This is a genomic window from Mycobacterium triplex (assembly GCF_000689255.1).
Lineage (GTDB): Bacteria > Actinomycetota > Actinomycetes > Mycobacteriales > Mycobacteriaceae > Mycobacterium > Mycobacterium triplex.
The window spans coordinates 2308091-2332123 of sequence record NZ_HG964446.1; the positions used below are offsets into that span (position 1 = coordinate 2308091).

The 24033-nt window shown below is 69.1% G+C and carries 20 protein-coding genes; 17 read left to right on the forward strand and 3 right to left on the reverse strand.

Annotated features, from left to right (window positions below; genetic code table 11):
* Nucleotides 1-6 precede the first annotated feature (6 nt).
* Nucleotides 7-744, reverse strand: coding sequence for a thioesterase II family protein (locus BN973_RS10705; RefSeq protein ID WP_036467990.1), 738 nt, complete (start codon nt 742-744; stop codon nt 7-9).
* A gap of 317 nt (nt 745-1061) precedes the next feature.
* On the opposite strand from BN973_RS10705, the gene sepIVA reads away from it, so the two are divergent.
* From sepIVA to BN973_RS10780, 15 genes are all read left to right on the forward strand, one after another.
* Nucleotides 1062-1799, forward strand: a complete 738-nt coding sequence (sepIVA, locus tag BN973_RS10710) for a cell division protein SepIVA (protein ID WP_025736304.1) — start codon at nt 1062-1064, stop codon at nt 1797-1799.
* Nucleotides 1800-1892: 93 nt separating this feature from the next.
* Nucleotides 1893-2489 (forward strand): YceD family protein, encoded by a 597-nt coding sequence (locus BN973_RS10715; RefSeq protein ID WP_198048912.1) that lies wholly within the window; start codon nt 1893-1895, stop codon nt 2487-2489.
* The gene (gene rnc / locus BN973_RS10720; protein ID WP_036467992.1) at nt 2486-3199 is read left to right on the forward strand and encodes a ribonuclease III; all 714 of its coding nucleotides are present in this window, start codon (nt 2486-2488) and stop codon (nt 3197-3199) included. The genes BN973_RS10715 and rnc overlap by 4 nt, the downstream gene beginning before the upstream one ends.
* Nucleotides 3200-3309: 110 nt before the next feature.
* A complete protein-coding gene (gene mutM, locus BN973_RS10725; RefSeq protein ID WP_036467994.1) occupies nt 3310-4158 on the forward strand; it encodes a DNA-formamidopyrimidine glycosylase in 849 nt (282 codons plus the stop codon).
* A gap of 84 nt (nt 4159-4242) precedes the next feature.
* On the forward strand, nt 4243-4527 hold the full coding sequence (locus tag BN973_RS10730; RefSeq protein WP_232232064.1) for a FeoA family protein: 285 nt from the start codon (nt 4243-4245) through the stop codon (nt 4525-4527).
* A complete protein-coding gene (feoB, locus tag BN973_RS10735) occupies nt 4524-6440 on the forward strand; it encodes a ferrous iron transporter B (RefSeq protein WP_036467997.1) in 1917 nt (638 codons plus the stop codon). Before BN973_RS10730 ends, feoB begins: the two co-directional genes overlap by 4 nt.
* A complete protein-coding gene (locus tag BN973_RS10740; protein ID WP_036467998.1) occupies nt 6437-7006 on the forward strand; it encodes a NifU family protein in 570 nt (189 codons plus the stop codon). Before feoB ends, BN973_RS10740 begins: the two co-directional genes overlap by 4 nt.
* Before the next feature lie 9 nt (nt 7007-7015).
* Nucleotides 7016-7441 (forward strand): OsmC family protein, encoded by a 426-nt coding sequence (locus BN973_RS10745; protein ID WP_036468000.1) that lies wholly within the window; start codon nt 7016-7018, stop codon nt 7439-7441.
* Nucleotides 7428-7721, forward strand: coding sequence for an acylphosphatase (locus BN973_RS10750; protein WP_036468002.1), 294 nt, complete (start codon nt 7428-7430; stop codon nt 7719-7721). The genes BN973_RS10745 and BN973_RS10750 overlap by 14 nt, the downstream gene beginning before the upstream one ends.
* Nucleotides 7722-7901: 180 nt before the next feature.
* Nucleotides 7902-11501 (forward strand): chromosome segregation protein SMC, encoded by a 3600-nt coding sequence (gene smc, locus BN973_RS10755; RefSeq protein ID WP_036468003.1) that lies wholly within the window; start codon nt 7902-7904, stop codon nt 11499-11501.
* Nucleotides 11502-11559: 58 nt separating this feature from the next.
* Nucleotides 11560-12855, forward strand: coding sequence for a signal recognition particle-docking protein FtsY (gene ftsY, locus BN973_RS10760; protein ID WP_036468005.1), 1296 nt, complete (start codon nt 11560-11562; stop codon nt 12853-12855).
* Between the two features lie 158 nt (nt 12856-13013).
* Nucleotides 13014-14420, forward strand: a complete 1407-nt coding sequence (locus tag BN973_RS10765) for an ammonium transporter (RefSeq protein WP_036468006.1) — start codon at nt 13014-13016, stop codon at nt 14418-14420.
* Nucleotides 14421-14422: 2 nt separating this feature from the next.
* Nucleotides 14423-14761, forward strand: coding sequence for a nitrogen regulatory protein P-II (gene glnB / locus BN973_RS10770; protein ID WP_036468008.1), 339 nt, complete (start codon nt 14423-14425; stop codon nt 14759-14761).
* Nucleotides 14762-14806: 45 nt separating this feature from the next.
* Nucleotides 14807-17293: a [protein-PII] uridylyltransferase gene (locus BN973_RS10775; protein ID WP_084163365.1), complete on the forward strand. Its 2487-nt coding sequence runs from the start codon at nt 14807-14809 to the stop codon at nt 17291-17293.
* Nucleotides 17294-17419: 126 nt separating this feature from the next.
* A complete protein-coding gene (locus tag BN973_RS10780) occupies nt 17420-18493 on the forward strand; it encodes a GGDEF domain-containing protein (RefSeq protein WP_036468010.1) in 1074 nt (357 codons plus the stop codon).
* 25 nt (nt 18494-18518) lie between these two features.
* Here BN973_RS10780 and BN973_RS10785 read toward each other — a convergent pair whose 3' ends face one another.
* The gene (locus BN973_RS10785) at nt 18519-20249 is read right to left on the reverse strand and encodes a DEAD/DEAH box helicase (protein ID WP_036468012.1); all 1731 of its coding nucleotides are present in this window, start codon (nt 20247-20249) and stop codon (nt 18519-18521) included.
* A gap of 146 nt (nt 20250-20395) precedes the next feature.
* Nucleotides 20396-21202 (reverse strand): alpha/beta hydrolase, encoded by an 807-nt coding sequence (locus BN973_RS10790; RefSeq protein ID WP_036468014.1) that lies wholly within the window; start codon nt 21200-21202, stop codon nt 20396-20398.
* A gap of 166 nt (nt 21203-21368) precedes the next feature.
* Here BN973_RS10790 and ffh point away from each other — a divergent pair, with 166 nt between their 5' ends.
* Both ffh and BN973_RS10800 read left to right on the forward strand, forming a co-directional pair.
* Nucleotides 21369-22943, forward strand: a complete 1575-nt coding sequence (ffh, locus tag BN973_RS10795) for a signal recognition particle protein (RefSeq protein WP_036468015.1) — start codon at nt 21369-21371, stop codon at nt 22941-22943.
* A 13-nt stretch (nt 22944-22956) separates the two neighbouring features.
* Nucleotides 22957-24027, forward strand: coding sequence for a metal-dependent hydrolase family protein (locus BN973_RS10800; protein ID WP_139830283.1), 1071 nt, complete (start codon nt 22957-22959; stop codon nt 24025-24027).
* Nucleotides 24028-24033: the final 6 nt, after the last annotated feature.

Consider the following 24033-nt stretch of genomic DNA (forward strand, 5'->3'; position numbering starts at 1 on the left):
GCCCGGCTAACTTTCGCCGGGGGAGTCGAGCACGACTTCCTCGATGCTCTTCACCAGTTCCGGCAAATTCGCATTGATGTAGAAATGGTCCCCCGGGAACACCCGGATGGAGAACTCCCGCGTGGTGCGCTCGGCCCACGCCGTCATGTTCTCCGCTGCCACGATCATGTCGTCATCGGCGACGAATGCGTGGATCGGGCAGGACAGCTTTATCTCCGGGGGCCGGGTATAGGCGGCAATGGTTCGCACGCTTTGCAATGTCGGCAGGATGCTGGAGGCGAATTCGCCATTGGCCAGATGCTCGGGATTCGTCTCGGTGACTTGGGCGACCAAGCTCAATATCTCGTGGTCGGATCCCTGCAATTCCTTGTATCGGATGTGCCCCGGCGCCGCGCACGACGAGATGAACAGCGCGCTGATCGGGTGCCCGGCCGATTGGAATCTCAGCGCCACTTCGAAGGCCGCCAGCCCGCCCATGCTGTGGCCGAAAAATGCGACCTGACCTCCGGCTTTCGCCGTGGGCGCCATCATGTCGAAGATTTCGGAGGCAAACTCGGGAATGCTGGCCAGCTCGGTCAGGCCGCGATCGCGCCGGCTGGGATATTGCACGGCGACCCGTTTGATATCCGCGGTGAAAGCCTTGGCAAACGGAACATAATAGGTCGCCGATCCACCGGCGTGCGGAAAGATGAATAGCGTCGGCGGGCTCGCGCTGCCGCTATTTCGCTCGGTGGGCCCATTCACCGGGCCAGCCTATCGCGACGCGGCCGGCGACCGGCCGCGACCGCGACATCTGCTCGTTGGGCCACGGCGGGCATCCCGACCTGCACGGGCGGCGCCGGGCAATTCCTGGAAGAATCCGTTTTTGTGGGGCGATTGCCACGCCGCGTCGCAATTCCGGCGACCGGTACGACGGCCGTCGCGCGGCGGCACAGCACCCGCCCGCGGCGAGCCCGGAGGCCAATGCCCGACACACCGGGGTCGCCACCGCCGTCACAGACGTAACACCAGGCACACTGGTAACAACCGGATTTTTGCAGGACGCCAGGAAGGGTATGGCCGTGTACCGAGTCTTTGAAGCGCTGGATGAATTAGGCGCCATTGTCGAAGAAGCCCGCGGCGTGCCGATGACAGCTGGCTGCGTGGTGCCTCGCGGTGATGTGCTGGAGCTGATCGACGACATCAAAGACGCGATCCCCGGCGAGCTGGACGACGCCCAGGACGTGCTCGACGCCCGCGATTCGATGCTGTCCGACGCCAAGGCGCACGCCGAATCCATGGTCGCCTCGGCAACCACCGAGTCGGAGTCGATGCTGAACCACTCCCGCGCGGAGGCCGACCGGCTGCTGTCCGACGCCAAGGCGCAGGCCGACCGGATGGTGAACGAGGCGCGCCAGCACAGCGAGCGGATGGTCGCCGACGCGCGCGAGGAGGCGATGCGCATCGCCACGGCCGCCAAACGCGAGTACGAGGCCAGCGTCGGCCGGGCCCAGGCCGAAGCCGACCGGCTCATCGAGAACGGCAACATCTCCTACGAGAAGGCCGTGCAAGAGGGCATCAAGGAGCAGCAGCGCCTGGTCTCGCAGAACGAGGTCGTGCAGGCCGCCAACGCCGAGTCCACCCGGCTGATCGACACCGCGCACGCCGAGGCCGACCGGCTGCGCGGCGAGTGCGACATCTACGTCGACAACAAGCTCGCCGAGTTCGAGGAGTTCCTCAACGGCACGCTTCGGTCGGTTGGCCGCGGTCGTCACCAACTGCGCACGGCGGCCGGCACGCACGACTACGCGACGCGCTAGCGGGTGGCACCTCGGCCTGGCGCCGAGGGTGCCACCTGGGCGAATGGTCGAAGTACCGCCCGGAGCAGCTCGAGGGCGCCGTAAGATTTTTCTATGGCGCGCGAACACAGCACTACAGCGCAGCACCATCCGGCCTCGCCGATGACGGTCGACGTCACCCGGCTCGGGCGACGACCCGGATCGATGGTGACGTTGCGCAACACCGTGCCCAGCCCGTTGCGCATCGGGCTGGACATGATCGCGATCCCGCAGGGCGCTCCGCTGGACATGGATCTGCGGGTCGAGTCGGTGTCGGAAGGCGTGCTGGTCACCGGGACGGTGTCGGGGCCCACGGTCGGCGAGTGCTCGCGGTGCCTGACCGAGGTCCACGGGCATGTGCAGGTCGGGTTGACCGAACTGTTCGCCTACCCGGACAGCACCACCGAAGCGACCACCGAGGAAGACGAGGTCGGCCGGGTCGTCGACGACCGCATCGACCTCGAGCAGTCGATCATCGACGCCGTCGGGCTCGACCTGCCGTTCGCGCCGGTATGCCAACCCGATTGCCCGGGGCTGTGCCCCGAATGCGGCGTGCTGCTGGTCGCCGACCCCGGCCACCGCCATGACACCATCGATCCGCGATGGGCCAAGCTGGTGGACATGCTGTCCGACGATTCCGGCGACCCGGATGCCGCTCGGGGTGACCGGTGACCTCCCGGCAAATCCTGCTCGACGCGCTCGGGGTCGACCTGCCCGACGACTTGCTCTCGTTGGCGTTGACCCACCGCAGCTACGCCTACGAGCACGGCGGACTGCCGACCAACGAGCGGCTGGAGTTTCTCGGTGACGCCGTGCTGGGCCTGACCGTCACCGACGAGCTCTACCACCGTCATCCCGAACGCTCCGAAGGCGACCTGGCCAAACTGCGTGCCAGCATCGTCAACACCCAGGCGCTCGCCGACGTCGGGCGGCACCTGTGCGACGGGGGACTGGGCGCTCACCTGCTACTGGGCCGCGGCGAAGCCAACACCGGCGGAGCCGACAAGTCGAGCATCCTGGCCGACGGCATGGAATCGCTGCTGGGCGCGATCTATTTGGCACACGGGATAGAAAAAGCACGCGAGGTGATCCTGCGGTTGTTCGGTGCGCTGCTGGACGCCGCGCCCACGCTGGGCGCGGGCCTGGACTGGAAGACCAGCCTGCAGGAGCTCACCGCGGCCCGCGGCATGGGTGCGCCGTCCTACCTGGTCACCTCCACCGGCCCCGACCACGACAAGGAATTCACCGCGGTCGTCGTCGTGATGGAGACCGAATACGGGTCGGGGGTCGGCCGCTCCAAGAAGGAAGCCGAGCAGAAGGCGGCCGCCGCCACCTGGAAGACGCTGGAAGCGTTGGACACCGCGGGGAAAGCGCCCGCTTAGATCGACGGTGATGACCCGCTGCGCCCGGCTGCGCCGCGCTTGCGATCATGCCCGGATCGATGGTGATGACCCGCTGCGCCCGGCTGCGCCGCGCTTGCGATCATCACTAGATGCCCGAGCTGCCCGAAGTCGAGGTGGTGCGCCGCGGCTTGCAGGCCCACATCGTGGGCAAGACGATCACCGCGGTTCGGGTGCACCACCCCCGCGCGGTGCGCCGCCACGAGGCCGGGCCCGCCGACCTCACCGCCCGGTTGCTCGGCGCGCGAATCGACGGAACCGATCGGCGCGGCAAATACCTGTGGCTGCTTCTCGACCGCGATACCGCAGTGGTCGTCCACCTCGGCATGAGCGGGCAGATGCTGCTCGGCGAGGTGCCGCGGGCCGATCACGTCCGGATCTCGGCCGTGCTCGACGACGGGACGCTGCTGAGCTTCGCCGACCAGCGGACCTTCGGGGGCTGGATGCTGGCCGAACTCGTTGACGTCGACGGCAGCGTGGTGCCGGCGCCCGTAGCGCACCTGGCGCGCGACCCGCTGGATCCCCGCTTCGACGTCGACGCGGTGGTGAAGGTGTTGCGGCGCAAGCATTCCGAGATCAAACGCCAGCTGCTGGATCAGCAGGTGGTGTCGGGCATCGGCAACATCTATGCCGATGAAGCGTTGTGGCGGGCGAAGGTTCATGGTGCCCGCCCGGCCGACACGTTGACCCGGCGCCAGCTGACCGCCGTGCTTCAGGCCGCCGCCGAGGTGATGCGCGAAGCCCTCGCCCAGGGCGGGACCTCGTTCGATTCGTTGTACGTCAACGTCAACGGCGAGTCCGGCTACTTCGACCGATCGCTGGATGCCTATGGGCGCGAGGGCGAAAGCTGCCGGCGCTGTGGCGCGGTGATGCGCCGGGAGAAGTTCATGAACCGGTCGTCGTTCTACTGTCCGCGGTGTCAGCCTCGTCCACGCGGTTAACGATTTCGGGAAATGCTGAGGCTATCCTCAGCAACGTGAGGTTATCCTTACCAGGATGATGAACCTCCGGCGTTGGGGCGGGTAATGCGCAGATTCGCGCGAGACGCAGATCTCAGTCCGAGTTCGCCAACCGTGCTGGCGCAGCTGTCGCCGGGCGAGCGGGCAATCATCGTGGGTGTCGCTTCGGCGGCCTCCGAGGTGGTGGCGGGCCGGCTGCGGCAGTTGGGATTTCGGCCGGACTCCGATGTCGAGGTGATCCGCCGGGCTCCGCTGGGCGACCCGACCATCTACCGGGTCCAGGACACCGAATTGTGCCTGCGCCGGCGTGAGGCGCGGCTGATCGAGGTCGCCCCGGGAGCCGGCGCATGACGGCGTCCTGCCACGACGAGGGCGGCGCCACGGTCGCCGTTGCGGGGATGGCTCGGATCGCCCTGGTGGGAAGTCCGAACGCGGGCAAGACTTCCGTGTTCAACCACCTCACCGGATTGCGCGCCAAGACCGGTAACTACCCGGGCGTCACCGTCGGGCGCAGCGTCGGCATCACCAAGGTGGACGGCGTCGAGGTCGCCATCGAGGACCTGCCCGGCACCTACAGCCTCGACCCGATCAGCCCGGACGAGCAGGTGGTCTCCGACCTGCTGGGTGGCGAGGTCTACGGCGACGGCCGGCCCGATGCGATCGTCATCGTCGCCGACGCCACCACGCTGCACCGCTCGATCATCCTGATCGCACAGGTGCTGCGCCAAGACCTGCCGTGCCTGTTGGTGCTGAGCATGACCGACGAGTTGACCGCGCGCGGCGGCGGCATCTCGCTGGACGCCCTGTCGACGGCGCTGGGCGTCCCGGTGCTCCCAGTCGTGGCCAACCGCGGCGTGGGCATCGACGCCTTGCGCGCCCGACTGGTGGCGTTCGGTCAATGGCAACGGCCACCGGTGTTGCCGCCGGCCGACAATGACGCCATCGACGCGTGGGGCCGGTCGGTGCTGAAGGCGGCGGATTACACTGCCCCGAAACCGGATCGGCGCACCCGTGGCATCGACGCGGTCGTGCTGCACCCGCTGTGGGGGACCGTCATCTTCTTTGCGGTGATGTTCTGCTTCTTTCAGGTCGTCTTCACCGTCGCGGCGCCGCTGCAGGATCAGGTCGGCGATTGGCTCACCTGGCTCGGCAACCTGGTCAGCAACCACGTCGGCAACTACGTGGTGCGCGGGCTGCTCGGCCAGGGGCTGATCGGCGGCGTCGGCACGGTGCTCCAGTTCATCCCGCAGATTGTGTTGCTGTTCTTACTGATCGCGCTGCTGGAGAACGTCGGCTACATGGCGCGCGCCGCGTTCTTGATGGACCGGGTGATGGCCGCGACGGGGTTGGAAGGCCGCGCGTTCGTCGCGATGCTCTCGTCGTTCGCCTGTGCGATCCCGGGGATCATGGCCACCCGGACGCTCCCGTCGTCGAAGGACCGGATCGCCACGATCATCACGGCGCCGTTGATGACCTGCTCGGCCCGCCTTCCGGTGTTCACCCTGCTTGTCGGCATCCTCGTTTCCCCGAAGACCCAGTGGGGCGGCTTCAGCGCGCAGGGCATCGCGATGTTCGCGCTGTATGTGTGCGGCGGCACCTCGGCGCTGATCGCCGCGGCGATATTCAAGTCGACGATCCTGCGCAGCGACCTGCTGCCGTTCACGATGGAGCTGCCGCCGTACCGCTTCCCGTCGCCCAAGAACGTGCTGATCACGATGTGGGATTCGGCGAAGATGTTCTTACGCAAGGCCGGAACGATCATCCTGGGCACGTCGGTCGTGTTGTGGGTGCTACTCAACCTGCCGGCCCGCGAGGCCGAGACCGCCAAGATGTCGCCGACCGACGCCACCGCCTACGTGATGGACCACAGCCTGGCCGCCGACGTCGGGAAGTTCGTCGGGCCGGTGTTCAAACCGCTCGGTTTCGACTGGCACGTCAACATCGCATTGCTCGGTTCGATGTCGGCGCGCGAGGTGTTCGTCTCCACCCTGGGCCAGGTGGCGGCGGCCGAAAGTCCCGACGATCCGCACGAGGCGCTGGTCTCCCTGACCGACGACAACGGCCGCAAGGTGTTCACCGCGCCGACCGTGATCGCGCTGATGGCGTATTTCATCTATGCGCTGCAATGCATGTCGACCGTCGCGGTGATGCGCCGCGAAACCAACTCGTGGAAATGGCCCGCGGTCGCGTGGTCCTACATGTTCGTCCTGGCCTGGGTGATGGCCTTTGCGGCCCGATCGGTCGCGATAGCGCTGGGCGCATGATCGAAATCCACGCCACCGCCACCGACAATCCCGCGCAGCTGCGCTGGGTGGTCGCACCGCAGCATCTGCCGCCGCGCGGTACGGTCCGGGTGGCGCCGGGCAGGCTGGGCGCCCTGCTGGACGCTGGCGTGATCGAGAAAGTCGTGGTGGGTGCCGGCGGCATCCTGATCACGATCGGTGCGGCCAACAGCTGGCGTGAGCTCGGCGACGACATCCGCGCGGCGCTGGGCGAGGCGCTGCGGGATCCTTCCGGCTGGACCGTCGACGAAACATCCCTTCCCGCAGCCACATTGGCAGCCGCTGTGGAGGAGTTGCTGGCCGGGTCGGTGGGGGCGCTCGCCGCCTCGCACGGCGGGTCGATCGAGCTGGTCTCGGTGGTCGGCCACCGCGTGACGGTGCGGATGGCGGGTGCCTGCGACGGATGTCCGGGCGCGTCCTCCACCCTGCGGGACGCACTCGAGCGCGAACTGCGCCGGCGGGTCGACGATCAGGTGGTGGTCTCGTCTGAAAACGATTCGAACGCAATATCGTTCGGCAAGAAGCTGCTGTCGCTGATCGTCCGCTAGAAAGGACCCATGACGGAATTGTGGGTCGAACGCACCGGGACACGCCGCTACACCGGCCACAGCTCTCGGGGCGCGCAGGTACTCGTCGGCTCCGAGGACGTCGAAGGCGTGTTCACCCCCGGCGAATTGATGAAGATCGCGCTCGCCGCGTGCAGCGGGATGTCCAGCGATCAGCCGCTGGCTCGCCGGCTCGGCGACGACTACAAAGCGGTGGTACGGGTGTCCGGCGACGCCGATCGCGACGAAGAGGTCTATCCGCTGCTGTCCGAGACCCTCGAACTGGACCTGTCGGGATTGTCCGAGGAGGACCGGGAGCGCCTGCTGGTGGTCGTCAACCGGGCGATCGATCTGGTCTGCACCGTCGGGCGCACGCTGAAAGCGGGCACCACCGTCAAGTTCGAGATCGACCCCGAAGCCGGCCGTGTCGGGTCCTGATGTACGGCTGACCGCCTGGGTGCACGGCACGGTCCAGGGCGTGGGTTTCCGCTGGTGGACCCGCTGCCGGGCGCTGGAGCTCGGCCTTACCGGGTATGCGGCCAACCAGGCCGACGGCCGCGTCTTGGTCGTCGCGCACGGCCCCCGGGAGGCGGGCGAGAAACTGCTGGCACTGCTGGAAGGCGGCCATAGCTGGCCGTCGCGGCCCGGCCGCGTCGACAAGGTGGTCGCCGACTGGTCGCAGCCGGCCGAGCAGTTCGAGGGGTTCGTCGAGCGTTGAGTTCCGGCCGCTGGGCCACACCAGTCACAGCGGCCCCGGGCGGGCCTTGCCCTCCCCTGCAGTGACTGAAGTGGCCACTGTGGCCAGTGCGTCAAAGGGTGAACAACGGGTGTATTTCGGGCGGGCCGACACCCCTTCGTGACGGCGACTCGGGCAATTCGAGCGGTAGTCTGGCTCGCCGTGTACCTCAAGAGTCTGACGCTGAAGGGCTTCAAGTCCTTCGCTTCGCCGACGACTCTGCGCTTCGAGCCCGGCATCACCGCCGTCGTCGGACCCAACGGTTCCGGAAAATCCAACGTCGTCGACGCGCTGGCCTGGGTGATGGGCGAGCAGGGCGCCAAGACGCTGCGCGGCGGAAAGATGGAAGACGTCATCTTCGCCGGCACCTCGTCGCGCGCCCCGCTGGGCCGCGCCGAAGTCACCGTCACGATCGACAACGCCGACAACGCGCTGCCGATCGAGTACTCCGAGGTCTCGATCACGCGGCGGATGTTCCGCGACGGCGCCAGCGAATACGAAATCAACGGCGCCAGTTGCCGATTGATGGACGTCCAGGAGTTGCTGAGCGACTCCGGCATCGGCCGCGAGATGCACGTGATCGTGGGGCAGGGCAAGCTCGACGAGATCCTGCAGTCGCGACCCGAGGACCGCCGCGCGTTCATCGAAGAAGCCGCGGGTGTACTCAAACACCGCAAGCGCAAGGAAAAAGCGCTGCGCAAGCTCGACGCGATGCAGGCCAACCTGGCTCGGCTGACCGACCTGACCACCGAGCTGCGACGCCAGCTCAAGCCGCTGGGCCGCCAGGCCGAGGTGGCCCGGCGCGCGGCGACCATCCAGGCCGACCTGCGCGACGCGCGGCTGCGACTGGCCGCCGACGACCTGGTCAACCGGCAGGTGCAGCGGGACGCGATCTTGGAGGCCGAGGCCACCATGCGCCGCGAGCACGACGAGGCCGCCGGCCGGCTGGCGGTGGCGTCCGAGGAGCTGACCGCGCACGAGACCGCGCTGGCCGAACTCTCGGTGCGCGCCGAGTCGGTCCAGCACACCTGGTTCGGGCTCTCGGCCCTGGCCGAACGGGTGGGCGCCACGGTGCGCATCGCCAGCGAGCGCGCGCAGCACCTGGATCTCGAGCCGGTGGCCACCAGCGACACCGACCCGGACGCGCTGGACGCCGAGGCCGAACAGGTCGCGGCCGCCGAGCGCCAGCTGCTGGCCGAGCTGGAAGCCGCCCGGACCCGGCTGGAGACCGCCCGCGCCGAGCTGTCCGAGCGGGAGCGCGAGGCCGCCGAGGCCGACCGGGCTCATCTGGCCGCCGTGCGGGCCGAGGCGGACCGCCGCGAGGGTCTGGCCCGGCTGGCCGGTCAGGTGGAGACGATGCGGGCCCGGGTCGAATCGATCGACGACAGCGTCGCCCGGCTGTCCGAGCGCATCGAGCATGGCGCCGCCCGGGCGCAGCAGACCCGGGCGGAGTTCGAAACCGTGCAGGGCCGCGTCGGCGAACTCGACCAGGGCGAGGTCGGCCTGGACGAACACCACGAGCGGACCGTGGCCGCGCTGCGGCTGGCCGACGAACGCGTCGCCGAGCTGCAGGCCAGCGAGCGCGAAGCCGAGCGTCGGGTGGCGTCGCTGCGCGCCCGCATCGACGCGCTGAAGGTCGGGCTCGAGCGCAAGGACGGCGCGGCGTGGCTCACGCAAAACCACAGTGGCGCAGGACTTTTCGGTCCGGTCGCGAAGCTGGTCAAGGTCCGTTCCGGGTATGAGACGGCGCTGGCCGCGGTGCTCGGGTCCGCGGCCGACGCCCTGGCCGCCGAAAGCTTCGGCGCGGCCCGCTCGGCGGTCGCCGCGCTGAAGCAAGCCGACGGCGGGCGCGCGGCGCTGGTCCTGGGGGACTGGCCCGCCGATCAGCCCCCGCCGGCCGCACCGCTGCCCGACGGTGCCCTGTGGGCGCTCGACCTGGTCGAGGCGCCGCAGCGGCTGCGCGGCGCGATGGTCGCGATGCTGTCCGGAGTCGCGGTGGTCGGCGACCTGGGCGCGGCGCTGGATCTGGTGGCGGGTCGCCCGCAGTTGCGGGCGGTCACCCTCGACGGCGACCTGGTCGGCCGCGGCTGGGTGAGCGGCGGTTCGGACCGCAAGCCCTCGACGCTGGAGCTCACCTCGGAGATCGACAGGGCCGGCGCCGAGCTGGCCGCCGCCGAATCGCAGGTGGCCCAACTGAGCGCCGCGCTGTCCGGCGCGTTGACCGAGCAGCGGGCCCGACAGGATTCCGCCGAACAGGCGCTGGCCGCGCTCAACGAGTCCGACACTCAGATCTCGGCGATGTACGAGCAGCTGGGCCGGCTCGGCCAGGACGCCCGCACCGCCGAGGAAGAGTGGAACCGGCTGCTGCGCCAGCGCGAGGAGCTGGAGGCCGGGCGCGCCCAGACCGTCGACGAGGTCACCGAACTCGAAACCCGGCTGCGCAACGCCCAAGCCAGCCAGCTCGCGCCCGCGGAAGAGCCCGTCGATCGTCAGCGGATCGCCGCCGCGGCCGAGACCGCGCGGGGCGTCGAAGTGGAGGCCCGCCTGGCGGTGCGCACCGCCGAGGAACGGGCCAACGCGGTGCGCGGCCGGGCCGATTCGTTGCGCCGCGCCGCCGCCGCCGAACGTGAGGCGCGGGTACGCGCGCAGCAGGCCCACGCCGCGCGACTGCGGGCCGCCGCGGTGGCGGCGGCGGTGGCCGACGCGGGCCGGCTACTCGCCGACCGGCTGAACCGGGTGGTCGCCGCCGCCTCCCAGATTCGCGACGCGATGGTCGCCGAACGCGAGGAGCGGTCGACGGCGATGGCCGCGGTGCGCAACGAGGTGCACACGCTGGGCGCCCGGGTGGCCACGCTGACCGATTCGCTGCACCGCGACGAGGTGGCCAACGCCCAGGCGGCGCTGCGCATCGAGCAGCTCGAACAGATGGTGCTCGAGCAGTTCGGCATGAGTCCCGCCGATTTGATCGCCGAATACGGGCCGCAGGTCGCGCTGCCGCCCTCCGAGCTGGAGATGGCCGAGTTCGAGCTGGCCCGCGAGCGGGGCGAGCAGGTCACCGCGCCGGCCCCGATACCGTACGACCGGCCCACCCAGGAGCGGCGGGCCAAGCGGGCCGAGCGGGATCTGGCCGAGCTGGGCCGGGTCAACCCGTTGGCGCTGGAAGAGTTTGCCGCGCTGGAGGAGCGCTACAACTTCCTGTCCACCCAGCTCGAGGATGTCAAGGCGGCCCGCAAGGATCTGCTCGACGTGGTCGCCGACGTCGACGCCCGCATCCTGCAGGTGTTCAGCGACGCGTTCGTTGACGTGGAGCGCGAATTCCGGGAAGTGTTCACGGTGCTGTTCCCGGGCGGCGAGGGCCGGTTGCGGCTGACCAACCCCGACGACATGCTCACCACCGGCATCGAGGTGGAGGCGCGTCCGCCCGGCAAGAAGATCACCCGGCTGTCGTTGCTGTCCGGCGGCGAGAAGGCGCTGACCGCCGTCGCGATGCTGGTGGCGATCTTCCGCGCCCGCCCGTCGCCGTTCTACATCATGGACGAGGTCGAGGCCGCGCTCGACGACACCAACCTGCGCCGGCTGATCTCGCTGTTCGAGCTGCTGCGGGCCCGCTCGCAGCTGCTGATCATCACCCACCAGAAGCCGACGATGGAGGTCGCCGACGCGCTGTACGGCGTCACCATGCAGGGCGACGGCATCACCGCGGTGATCTCCCAGCGGATGCGTGGGCAAGAGGTCGCCCAGCTCGCCACGGCTTCTTCGTAGACCGGCGGGCGGCGCTGCCGCCGTGAGTTCGCCCGCGCGGCCCTGAAACAATGTCAGCGTGTCGCAAGGTCTTTGGATCGCCATCGCCGTCCTAAGCGTTCTAGCTGCCCTGGTTGTCATCGCTGCGCTGGTCGGAGGGCTGACCCGGTACCGCCGTCGGCGGATCAGCCTGACCCGGCCCGAGCCGGGCGCACTCGACAAGGGCGGGCGCTACACCGCGTCGTCGGGCATCACCTTCAGCCAAAGCGCAACGCCGACGATCGACACCACCGGGTTGCCCGCGGTCGGAGACGACGCGACCATCCCGCGCGACGCGCCCCGGCGCACCATCGCCGACGTCGAGCTGCCCGAACCCGAAGCCCCGCCGGCCCCGGAACCGCAAGCCCCGCCGCCGGCGGCCGAGCCAGCCCCCGCGCCCGAGCTCGACGAGATCGCCCCGACCGAGGGCCGGCTGGAACGGCTGCGCGGCCGGCTGGCCCGATCGCAGAACGCGCTGGGGCGCAGCATGCTGGGCCTGATCGGCGGCGGCGACCTGGACGAAGACTCCTGGCAGGACGTCGAGGACACCCTGCTGGTCGCCGACCTGGGCCCGGTCGTCACCGAATCGGTGGTCTCGCAGCTGCGCAGCCGGCTGGCCGGCGGCAATGTCCGCACCGAAGCCGACGCGCGGGCGGTGCTGCGCGATGTGCTGATCAAAGAGCTGAAACCCGAGATGGATCGCTCGATCCGCGCGTTGCCGCACGACGACCACCCGTCGGTGCTGCTGGTCGTCGGCGTCAACGGCACCGGCAAAACCACGACCGTCGGCAAGCTGGCGCGGGTGCTGGTGGCCGACGGCCGGCGTGTGGTGCTGGGCGCCGCCGACACCTTCCGGGCCGCGGCCGCCGACCAGCTGCAGACCTGGGCGTCGCGAGTGGGTGCCGACGTGGTGCGCGGACCCGAGGGCTCGGATCCGGCGGCGGTGGCCTTCGACGCCGTCGACAAGGGCATCGAGGCCGGCGCCGACGTGGTGCTGATCGACACCGCGGGACGGCTGCACACCAAGGTGGGCCTGATGGACGAGCTGGACAAGGTCAAACGGGTGGTGACCCGGCGTGCCGCGGTCGACGAGGTGTTGTTGGTCCTCGACGCCACGATCGGGCAGAACGGTCTGGCCCAGGCCAAGGTGTTCGCCGAGGTCGTCCACATCACCGGTGCGGTGCTGACCAAGCTGGACGGAACGGCCAAGGGCGGCATCGTTTTCCGGGTGCAGCAAGAACTCGGCGTGCCGGTGAAACTGGTCGGACTCGGTGAAGGCCCCGACGATCTGGCGCCGTTCGAGACGGCCGCATTCGTGGACGCCCTGCTCGGCTGAAACCCCTTACACAGCGGCCGTTTCGTTAATGACGCCGAAACACGGCGGCCCCATCTCGGAAACAACCATTGCGCAAGGTTCACAGACAGGTCATCAGGCACATGTCCGATGACCGGTGCAGGGCCGACCGGAGGTGATAGCGAGTGAGTTTCCCAGTAATGGGCCAGCCCAATACCGGCGATACCGCCTGGATGCTGGCGAGTTCAGCGCTGGTGTTGTTGATGACGCCAGGTTTGGCGTTCTTCTATGGCGGTATGGTGCGCGCCAGAAGCGTGCTCAACATGTTGATGATGAGCATCAGCGCCATGGGCGTGGTGACGGTGCTGTGGGTGCTGTACGGCTATTCGGTCTCGTTCGGCACCGACACGGGCAATTTCATCGGCGACCCCACCGAATACTGGGGGCTGAAGGGCCTGATCGGCGGCAACGCCGTGGCCGCCGACGCGACCAAGGGCGTTGCCGCGACCGACATTCCGCTGGCCGGCACCTTGCCGGCGACGGTGTTCGTGGCCTTCCAGCTGATGTTCGCGATCATCACCGTCGCGCTGATCTCGGGCGCGGTCTCCGACCGGCTGAAGTTCAGCGCCTGGCTGGTGTTCTCCGGCCTGTGGGCGACGCTGGTCTACTTCCCGGTCGCGCACTGGGTCTTCGCGTTCGACGGCTTCGCCGCCGAGAAGGGTGGCTGGATCGCCAACAAGCTGCACGCGATCGACTTCGCCGGTGGGACCGCGGTCCATATCAACTCCGGTGCGGCGGGTCTGGCGCTGGCCCTGGTGCTGGGCAAGCGCAAAGGCTGGCCCACCACGCTGTTCCGCCCGCACAACCTGCCGTTCGTGATGCTCGGCGCGGGCCTGCTGTGGTTCGGCTGGTACGGCTTCAACGCCGGGTCGGCGACCAGCTCCAACGGCGCCGCCGGGTCGACCTTCATGACCACCACGATCGCGACGGCCGCGGCGATGCTGGCCTGGCTGCTCACCGAGCGCATCCGCGACGGACACGCCACGACGCTGGGGGCGGCGTCGGGCATCGTGGCCGGGCTGGTCGCGATCACCCCGTCCTGCTCGTCGGTGAACGCCCTGGGTGCGCTGATCGTCGGCCTGGTGGCCGGCGTGGTGTGCGCGCTGGCGGTCGGGCTGAAGTTCAAGCTCGGCTTCGACGACTCGCTGGACGTGGTCGGTGTCCACCTGGTCGGCGGTTTGGCCGGCACGCTGCTGGTCGGCCTGCTGGCCGCGCCGGAGAGCGTGGCGATCAACGGCGTGGCCGGCGTGTCCAAGGGCCTGTTCTACGGTGGCGGCTGGGATCAGCTGGAAAAGCAGGCGGTCGGCGCGTTCAGTGTGCTGGCCTACTCCTTCATCGTGACGACTATCCTGGCGTTGATCCTGAAGTACACGATCGGGATACGGCTGAATCCCGAGGCGGAAGCTTCCGGCATCGATGAGGCCGAGCACGCGGAGAGCGGATACGATTTCGCCGTGCCCACGTCGTCGGTTCTTCCCCGTGCCACCCTGCCGGACAGCTCTAACGGACTGGACGTGGCAGTGGCCGAGAAAGTGGAGGCGGAATAATCATGAAGCTGATCACCGCGATCGTGAAGCCGTTCACCCTCGACGACGTGAAGACCAGCCTCGAGGATGCGGGTGTCGTGGGGCTGACCGTCAGCGAGGTCCAGGGTTACGGCCGCCAGAAGGGGCACACCGAGGTTTACCGCGGTGCTGAATACTCGGTCGATTTCGTGCCGAAGGTTCGGATCGAGGTCGTTGTCGACGATTCCATCGTCGACAAGGTCGTCGACAGCATCGTGCGGGCGGCCCGTACTGGCAAGATCGGTGACGGCAAGGTCTGGGTCAGTCCCGTCGAGACCATTGTGCGAGTGCGTACCGGTGAACGCGGGACCGATGCGATATGACGCTCGCCGCACGTTGACGACCCAGCCTTGGCGGGCCCGGAGGTTATGAGACCGAACGAGCCCGACCGGGATTCTTCAGCGGACGCCGCGCAAGCAGAAATCGCTTCTGGGGCAAGCGATCTAGCTGCTGCGCGGCGTACGCTGCTGTCTGAGGGCAGCACCCTGCACGCGGCCGAACTGCGGCACGCCTGGCTCGAACTTCACGAGTCGTGGCTGACGGTCAAGTCCACCGAGCTCGGCATCACCGAAACCAGTGGCTTCGCGCTCGTCGGGGTCGGCGGCCTGGGCCGGCGCGAGCTGCTGCCCTATTCCGATCTCGACTTGATGTTGTTGCACGACAACGTCTCCGACGGCGTGCTGCAGCGGGTCGCCGACGGGCTGTGGTATCCGCTGTGGGACGCCAACGTCCGGCTCGACCACAGCGTGCGCACCGTGTCCGGCACGCTGGGCGTCGCCAACGGCGACATGATCGCCGCCCTGGGCCTGTTGGACGCTCGCCACATCGCCGGCGATCCGGCACTGTCCGACGAGTTGATCGCCGGCGCAAGAAAGCAGTGGCGCACCGCGATTCGCTCGCGAATGGACGAGCTGGTGGAGATGACCAACGCGCGCTGGCTGCGCTGCGGCCGGATCGCGCAACGCGCCGAGCCGGACCTGAAATCGGGCCGCGGCGGCCTGCGCGACGTCCAATTGCTCGACGCGCTGGGCGTTGCCCAACTGATCGACCGACACGGCATGAGCCGCCCGGAGGTCCCGGGCGGCTCACTCGACGACGCGTATCTGACCCTGCTCGACGTCCGCACCGAACTGCATCGGGTGTCTGGCCGCGGACGCGATCAACTGCTGGCCCAGTTCGCCGACGAGATCAGCGCGGCCCTGCACACCGGTGACCGATTCAGCCTGGCGCGCATGCTTTCCGACGCCGGTCGCACCATTGCGTATCACGCCGAGACCGGACTGCGCACCGCGCAGAACGCCCTGCCGCGCCGCGGCTTCACCGCGTTGGTGCGGCGCCCGAAGCGTCGGCCGCTGGACGAGGGCGTGGTCGAATACGACGGCGAAATCGTGCTGGCCCGCGACGCGCAACCGGCGACCGATGCCGGGCTGGTGTTGCGGGTGGCTGCCGCCTCCGCCGACACCGGCCTGCCCATCGGGGCGGCGACGCTGAGCCGGCTGGCCGCCAGCGTCCCCGACTTGCCGACACCGTGGCCCCGCGAGGCGTTGGACGACTTGCTGGTGGTGCTGCTGGCGGGGCCCCCGATGGTGAACACGATCGAGGCGCTGGACCGAACCGGCTTGTGGAGCAAGCTGTTTCCCGAATGGGACGCGGTTCGCGACCTGCCGCCGCGCGATGTTTCCCACGTGTGGACGGTGGACCGTCATATCGTCGAGACCGCCGTCAACGCGGCGCCGCTGACGACGCGCGTCGCCCGATCGGATCTGCTCGCCCTCGGCGCGCTGCTGCACGACATCGGCAAGGGCCGCGGAGTGGATCACTGCGTGTTCGGGGCCGAATTGGTGGCGCCCATCGGCGAGCGGCTGGGGCTGGCGCCCCGGGACATCGAGACACTCGCGGGCATGGTCCGCCACCACCTGCTGCTGCCGATCGCGGCCACTCGCAGCGACCTCAACGACCCGAAAACCATTGAGTCCGTGTCGGAGGCGCTGGGCGGGGACCTGCAACTGCTCGAGCTGCTGCACGCGCTCGCGGAGGCCGACTCGAAGGCCACCGGGCCCGGTGTGTGGAGCGACTGGAAGGCCTCGCTGATGGAAGACCTGGTGCGCCGCTGCCGCCTGGCGATGGTGGGCGAGCCCCTTCCGGAGGCGGAACCGACTGCGCCACACTATTTTTCATTGGCAGCCGATCACGGTGTACACGTCGAGATCAAGCCGGGGGAGCGCGAACGCCTGCACGCGGTGATGGTCGCACCGGACGAGCGGGGCCTGGTGTCGAAGGCCGCGGCGGTGCTGGCGATGAACTCGCTGCGGATCCACTCCGCGACGGTCAACACCCACGAGGGTGTCGCGATCGCCGAGTTCGTGGTGTCTCCGCTGTTCGGTTCGCCGCCCGAGGCGGGCCTGCTGCGTCAGCAGTTCGTCGGGGCGCTGGGCGGCGACGTCGACGTCCTTGGCGCGTTGGAGAAGCGCGACACCGAGGCCGCCAACTCGGCGATGGCCCGGACCGGGGAAATCCAGGCGGGGGCGCCGTTGACCCGTTCGACCGCCCCGCCGCGCATCCTGTGGCTCGACGCCGCCGCGCCCGGGCACCTCATCGTCGAAGTCCGCGCCATGGACCGGATCGGGCTACTGGCGTTGCTGGCTCAGGCGCTCGAACGTGCGGGAGCCGACATCGCCTGGGCCAAGGTCAACACATTCGGATCGACGGCCGCCGATGTGTTCTGCGTGTCCGTGTCGGTCTCCCCGGGAGCACTAGACGCCAAGCACCAGGCGCGAACCGCGATCGAGCAACATCTGCTGGCGGTATTGGGCGGCCCGACGGTCGAGGTGCTTGCCGAACTGGTCGGGGATTAGTCCGCACCCTCACGCGGGGATGCCAACACGGCCCGCTGACGCAGGTAATCGTGTTAAATCTCATCAACTCTTTCGCGCTCGGGTCCCCATTGTTCGAGGGTGCTCGGCTTTTCGAAAGGTGAGGCGATGGGGTGGCTCGCGGCGTGGTGGCGACAGCCTGACCATTTCAACTGGCTGACCGGCTACCTGCAATCCCGCGGGCTCGGCATGAGTCTGCGGTGGATCTTCGCGGGAGTTTCCGCGTCCCTCGCGCTGACCCCGATCGATGTGCTGTGGAGTCCCGCGCCGTACCGGCCGAGCGCTTTGCTGCTCGACGTGGTGATCGCCGTGCTGGGACTGGGCATTGCCGCCATGTGGCTGTCTGGCTGGCCCACCCGCCGCCAGTCGGTCTTCATCGCGATGACCTGGAGTTTGTGCTTTGCCGCCGGCAGTCTGGCTCAGCCCAACCCGCTGCTGGCGTTGATGGGGTGCGTAGCGTTGGCGCTTCCGGGGGGCTATTTCGCCTTTTTCCACACTGCCGGGTACATGGCGGTGAATTTCTGGCTGGCGGGCACGGTCGGCGCCATCGAAGTCGTGCGGATGGCAGCGGCTGGCCAGGGGGTGCTCGCCATTCACTGCTACTTTCTGGTGCTCGAGCTCAACGTCCTGGTGCCCTTTGCCATCCAGGTCGTCGTGCGCGCGCTGACCGTCGATTTGCTGCGTACCGACCGCGATCCGCTGACCGGCCTGTTCAACCGCAGAGCCTGCGAGCGGGCCGTCCTCGGCCGGATTCTCACCAATGCCGACCACGCCTACCTCGCGGTGGCCATGGTCGATCTGGATCGCTTCAAAAACATCAACGACACGCAGGGTCACGCGGCCGGCGACGCGGCGCTGGTAATGGTGGCGCACGCACTGACCGCCGCTTGCAAACACACCGCGCTCATCGGGCGGGTCGGTGGAGAGGAATTTCTGGTCGCCGACACCGTGCACACCGAACGCCCGCCCGCGTGGGGCAGCCGGCTATGCGAGGCGGTGGCCGCGACGCCGCTGCCGGTGACCGCCAGCGTCGGAATCGCGACCCTGGCGCTGTCCGGCGTCGGCAGCAACGACGCCGAAGAGGCGTATCGGCAGGTGGTCGCCCGTGCCGACGCCGCGATGTATGAGGCGAAAAAGCTCGGCGGAAACCAGGCCCGACACCACAGTCATCAGCAGTCATGAAGTCGGGGCGGCCGCGGCGCGTTGGCTACGCGAGTTCCGAATTCAGTTGCCGCAGCGCCACAATGCGGTCCTTGAGCTGATCGCGGGTCGCGGCGGCGATCGGCGGCCCGCCGCAGCGCCGGCGCAGTTCGTTGTGGATCCAGCCGTGCGGCTTGCCGGTGCGGTGATGGGCGACCGACACCAGGCTGTTGAGCTCGCGGCGCAGCTCGCGCAGCTGACCGTGCATGGTGCCCGGCGCCGACGGCGCCGGTACCGACTGTCCAGACGCGGCCCGCTTCTGCAGCTGCTCGTCCTGGCGACGGTGCAGCAGCGCCCGCATCTGGCTGGCGTCCAGCAGTCCCGGGATGCCCAGGTAGTCGGCTTCCTCGTCGCTTCCGGCCGGGGCGGCCGTGCCGAACGAGGACCCGTCGAAGATCACCTGATCCAATTCGGCGTCGGCGCCCAGTGAGACGAAACCCTTTTCCAGGTCCGTCTTTTCGTTCTGTTCCGCAACGGCCGGATCGGCCAGCAACGGATCGTCGAGGGATTCGCGGTGCGGTTCGCCCAGGACGTGATTGCGCTGTGCCTCCAGCTCGCTGGCCAGCAGCAGCAGGTTGGGCACCGACGGCACGAAGATGCTCGCAGTCTCACCCGGGCGGCGCGACCGGACGAAGCGCCCGATGGCCTGGGCGAAGAACAGCGGGGTCGACGCGCTGGTGGCGTAGATCCCGACCGAGAGCCGGGGAACGTCGACCCCTTCGGAGACCATCCGCACCGCGACCAGCCAGCGCGAGGTGCTCTCGGCGAATTCGGAGATCCGTTGCGACGATCCGGGATCGTCGGAGAGGACCAGCGTCGGCGCCTCGCCGGTCAGCTCGGCCAGCAGCTTGGCGTACGCGCGGGCCGCGGCCTGATCCGACGCGATGATCATGCCGCCGGCGTCGGGCACATGCGTGCGCAGCTGACGCAGCCGCTGATCCGCGGCGGTGATCACCGCGGGCATCCATTCGCCGGCGGGATCCAGCGCGGTGCGCCACGCCCGCGCGGTCTGCTCGGCGGACAGCGGCTCGCCGAGGCGCGCCTCGTGTTCCTCGCCGGCGCTGTCGCGCCAGCGGGCCTGCCCGGAGTAGGCCAGGAACACCACCGGGCGCACCACGCCGTCGGCGAGTGCCTCGGCATAGCCGTAGGTGTGGTCGGCCTGCGAACGGCGTACCCCGTCGGCGCCCGACTCGTAGGTGACGAACGGGATGGGGCTGTCGTCGCTGCGAAAGGGGGTGCCCGTCAAGGCAAGTCGGCGGGTCGCGTCGGAAAAGGCTTCGCGAATGGCGTCGCCCCAGGTCTTCGCGTCACCGCCGTGATGGATCTCGTCGAAGACGACGAGCGTCTTGCGCTGCTCGGTGCGCACCCGGTGCAGCGTCGGATGCGACGCGACCTGGGCGTAGGTGACCATCACGCCGTGATACTCCGGCGAGGTCGCCGCGCCGGTGTTGGAGAACTTCGGGTCCAGGAAGATGCCGTACCGCAGCGCCGCCTGCGCCCACTGCACCTTGAGGTGCTCGGTGGGCACCACGACGGTGATCTGCTCGACGGTGCGGCTGCCCAGCAGTTCGGCGATCACCCGCAGCGCGAACGTCGTCTTCCCGGATCCGGGGGTGGCCACGGCGAGGAAGTCGCGCGGCTCGGCGGTCAGGTACTTCACCAGCGCGCGGCGCTGCCAGCCTCGCAGCGGTCGCGTGTCGACTCCAACGCTCGCGTCGGCGGCGCTGACCGGCTGCATCGACACAAACTCCCCTCCGGCGCGCGGTTCGCAGCGCGCACTCCTCGACAAGTCTTAGGTCCCGGCCCGCGATGCTAACCGGCGTGACGGCGGGTGTGAAATGTAGCATGGCAACGCTTTTCGGCGCTGGAACGACTCGAGCCAGGTTATCCAGAAAGTCGCGCGCTGCTCGCCAGGTCGCGGGTCTGCAGCCACCGGTGGATGCGTTCGGCGACGTCGGCCCAGCCGGGCTCGAGCATCATGTTGTGGCCCATCGCGAAGAACTCCGGCTCGGTCGCATAGGCGCGCGCCGTGGCGCGCACCTCGTCCACGCTGACGAAGCCGTCGTAGCGCGCGCCGAGGACCAGCATCGGCGTGCGCACCCGCCGGGTCCGGACGCGGCGAACCAGCGGATCGGTCATGGCGGCGCGCACACTCTCCGCCCCGGCGCGTTGCCGGCAGGATTCGACGATCGCCTCGGGCGTGTCGGCGCAGAAGAGGTACTCGCGGGTCAGCTCGGGGGTGGCCAGGAATCGCAGCAGCGTGGGGTCACTCCACGCCTCCATGGTCATCGACGGCCGGCGACGCCACACCCGTATCGCCAAGCTGAGCACGCCCGCCGGCGGGACCGAGCCCAGCAGCACCGCGGCCGGGGCGCTGTGCTGTTCGAGGTAGCGCTGAACCACGAACCCGCCCAGGGAATGGCCGATCAGCACCGGCCGGCCGCCCAGCTCGTCGGCGACCGATCGGACATCGTCGAGGTAGTCGGCGACGGACACCTTGGGCAAGGGCTTGGCCGTGGGGCTACGGCCGTGGCCGCGCAGGCTGATCGCCACCGCGCGGTAGCCGGCGCCGGCGAAGTAGTCCAGGAATCCGTCGTCCCAGCACCACGCGCCGTGCCAGCCGCCGTGTACGAAGAGCAACGGCACCGGATGGTCCCGGCTGCACGACCCCTTGTCGATTACTTCGAGCATCAGCTGACATTTGCTGGCCGCGGCGGCCCCGTCAATAGTCGTTCCCGCCTGGCGGTCAACGCGCCGCGCGCCGAGCGTGAAGTTAGCTTCACGCTCGCTGGGTCTTTGCGTGTGGGCGCGGCCAGCGCGCCGACATCGGCCAACGCCCCTCCAGTAGCCTGTTGGGGTGTTTGAATCGCTGTCCGACCGGTTGACCGGTGCCCTGACCGGGCTGCGCGGCAAGGGTCGACTGACCGACGCCGACATCGATGCCACCACTCGCGAGATTCGGCTCGCGCTGCTGGAAGCCGACGTATCACTGCCCGTCGTGCGGGCGTTCGTCGGCCGGATCAAGGAGCGCGCCCGCGGCGCGGAGGTGTCCGGTGCGCTGAACCCGGCGCAGCAGGTCGTCAAGATCGTCAACGAAGAACTCATCGGCATCCTCGGCGGCCAGACCCGCCAGCTGGCGTTCGCGAAGACCCCGCCGACCGTGGTGATGCTCGCCGGTCTGCAGGGTTCCGGTAAAACGACGCTCGCCGGGAAGTTGGCCGCCTGGCTGCGCGGCCAGGGGCACACGCCGCTGCTGGTGGCCTGCGACCTGCAGCGTCCCGCCGCGGTGAACCAGCTGCAGGTGGTCGGCGAGCGGGCCGGGGTGCCGGTCTTCGCGCCGCATCCGGGCGCGTCTGCGGAGTCCGGGCCGGGCGACCCGGTCGCCGTCGCCGCCGCCGGACTCGCCGAGGCGCGCGCCAAGCACCACGACGTCGTGATCGTCGACACCGCCGGACGGCTGGGTATCGACGACGAGCTGATGAGCCAGGCCGCGGCGATCCGCGACGCCGTCGATCCCGACGAAGTGATCTTCGTGCTCGACGCGATGATCGGTCAGGACGCGGTCACCACCGCTGAGGCGTTCCGGGAGGGCGTCGGCTTCACCGGCGTGGTGTTGACCAAGCTCGACGGCGACGCGCGCGGTGGTGCCGCGCTGTCGGTCCGCGAGGTCACCGGCGTGCCAATCCTTTTCGCGTCCACCGGCGAGAAGCTGGAGGACTTCGACGTCTTCCACCCGGACCGGATGGCCAGCCGCATCCTGGGCATGGGCGACGTGCTCAGCCTGATCGAACAGGCCGAGCAGGTCTTCGACGCCGAGCAGGCCGAGGCCGCCGCCGCCAAGATCGGTTCCGGCGAGCTGACCCTCGAGGACTTCCTCGAGCAGATGCTGGCGATCCGCAAGATGGGACCGATCGGCAACCTGCTGGGCATGTTGCCCGGCGCCGGGCAGATGAAGGATGCGCTGGCCGAGGTCGACGACCGTCAGCTCGACCGGCTGCAGGCCATCATCCGCGGCATGACGCCGCAGGAGCGCGCCGACCCGAAGATCATCAACGCTTCGCGGCGGCTGCGCATCGCCAACGGTTCGGGCGTGGCGGTGTCCGAGGTCAACCAGCTGGTGGACCGGTTCTTCGAGGCCCGCAAGATGATGTCGTCGATGCTGGGCGGCATGGGCATCCCGGGCATGGGCCGCAAATCCGTCAACCGAAAAGGCAAGGGCGCCAAAGGCAAGAAGGGCAAGAAGGGGGGCCGCGGTCCGACGCCGCCGAAGGCCCGCAACCCGCTCGGCGCCGGCATGCCGGGCATGGCAGGAATGCCGCCGGGGTTCCCCGATCTGTCCCAGATGCCCGAGGGTCTCAACGAGCTGCCGCCCGGCCTGGCCGACTTCGATCTGTCCAAGCTCAAGTTCCCAGGCAACCCGGGAAGAAAGTAGCCGCGCGGTGCCCATGCACGTGCGCGGCCGGGGACTGCCCGACGAGGCCCCGGTCGAACTGTGGATCGTCGACGGTCACATCAGCACCGAACGGGTCGCCGGGGCCGACACCGTCTTCGATGGCGGATGGGTCCTGCCCGGGCTGGTGGACGCGCACTGTCACGTCGGGCTCGGCGATCACGGCGAGATCCCGCTCGACGAGGCGATCGTGCAGGCCGAGACCGAGCGCGACGTCGGCGCCCTGCTGCTGCGCGACTGCGGCTCGCCGACCGACACCCGCAGCCTCGACGACCGCGACGACCTGCCCCGCATCATCCGCGCCGGAAAGCACCTGGCCCGGCCCAAGCGCTACTCGCCGAACTTCGCGACAGAGCTGGACGACGAATCGCAGCTGCCGGACGCGGTGGCCGTCGAAGCCCGGCGCGGCGACGGCTGGATCAAGCTGGTCGGCGATTGGATCGACCGCAGCGTCGGCGATCTCGCCCCGCTCTGGTCCGACGACGTGCTCAAGGCCGCGATCGACACCGCGCACGCGCACGGCGCCCGGGTCACCGCCCACGTCTTCAGCGACGAGGCCATGCCCGGGCTGATCAAGGCCGGGATCGACTGCATCGAGCACGGCACCGGGCTCACCGACGAGACGATCGCGCTGATGCTCGAACACGGCACCGTGTTGGTCCCCACCCTGATCAACATCTTCGACAACTTCCCGGGCATCGCCGACGCCGCAAAGCGCTACCCGACCTACGCCGCGCACATGCGCGATCTGTACGCGCGCTGCCCCGAGCGGATCGCGGCGGCGGTGGATGCCGGCGTGCCGATGTACGCGGGAAGCGATGCCGGCACGATGATCGCCCACGGCCGCATCGTCGACGAGGTCGAAGCCCTGACGAAGGTCGGGATGAGCGCCACCGACGCGCTGGGCGCCGCGTGCTGGGATGCCCGGCGCTGGCTGGGCCGGCCCGGCCTGGACCACGGGGCGCCGGCGGATTTGGTGTGCTACACCCAAGACCCGCGGCAGGGTCCCGGTGTGCTGAGCCGACCCGACCTGGTGATCCTGGGCGGCAACATGTTTCGGCCCTGAACCGTC

Coding starts and splice junctions, on each gene's coding strand:
- mutM (WP_036467994.1), top strand. CDS start 3,310: ATGCCCGAGCTGCCCGAAGTCGAGGTGGTGCGCCGCGGCTTGCAGGCC.
- BN973_RS10730 (WP_232232064.1), top strand. CDS start 4,243: ATGCGCAGATTCGCGCGAGACGCAGATCTCAGTCCGAGTTCGCCAACC.
- BN973_RS10780 (WP_036468010.1), top strand. CDS start 17,420: ATGGGGTGGCTCGCGGCGTGGTGGCGACAGCCTGACCATTTCAACTGG.
- BN973_RS10765 (WP_036468006.1), top strand. CDS start 13,014: ATGGGCCAGCCCAATACCGGCGATACCGCCTGGATGCTGGCGAGTTCA.
- BN973_RS10775 (WP_084163365.1), top strand. CDS start 14,807: ATGAGACCGAACGAGCCCGACCGGGATTCTTCAGCGGACGCCGCGCAA.
- BN973_RS10715 (WP_198048912.1), top strand. CDS start 1,893: ATGGCGCGCGAACACAGCACTACAGCGCAGCACCATCCGGCCTCGCCG.
- BN973_RS10740 (WP_036467998.1), top strand. CDS start 6,437: ATGATCGAAATCCACGCCACCGCCACCGACAATCCCGCGCAGCTGCGC.
- BN973_RS10745 (WP_036468000.1), top strand. CDS start 7,016: ATGACGGAATTGTGGGTCGAACGCACCGGGACACGCCGCTACACCGGC.
- BN973_RS10800 (WP_139830283.1), top strand. CDS start 22,957: ATGCACGTGCGCGGCCGGGGACTGCCCGACGAGGCCCCGGTCGAACTG.
- glnB (WP_036468008.1), top strand. CDS start 14,423: ATGAAGCTGATCACCGCGATCGTGAAGCCGTTCACCCTCGACGACGTG.
- BN973_RS10790 (WP_036468014.1), bottom strand. CDS start 21,202: ATGCTCGAAGTAATCGACAAGGGGTCGTGCAGCCGGGACCATCCGGTG.
- feoB (WP_036467997.1), top strand. CDS start 4,524: ATGACGGCGTCCTGCCACGACGAGGGCGGCGCCACGGTCGCCGTTGCG.
- BN973_RS10785 (WP_036468012.1), bottom strand. CDS start 20,249: ATGCAGCCGGTCAGCGCCGCCGACGCGAGCGTTGGAGTCGACACGCGA.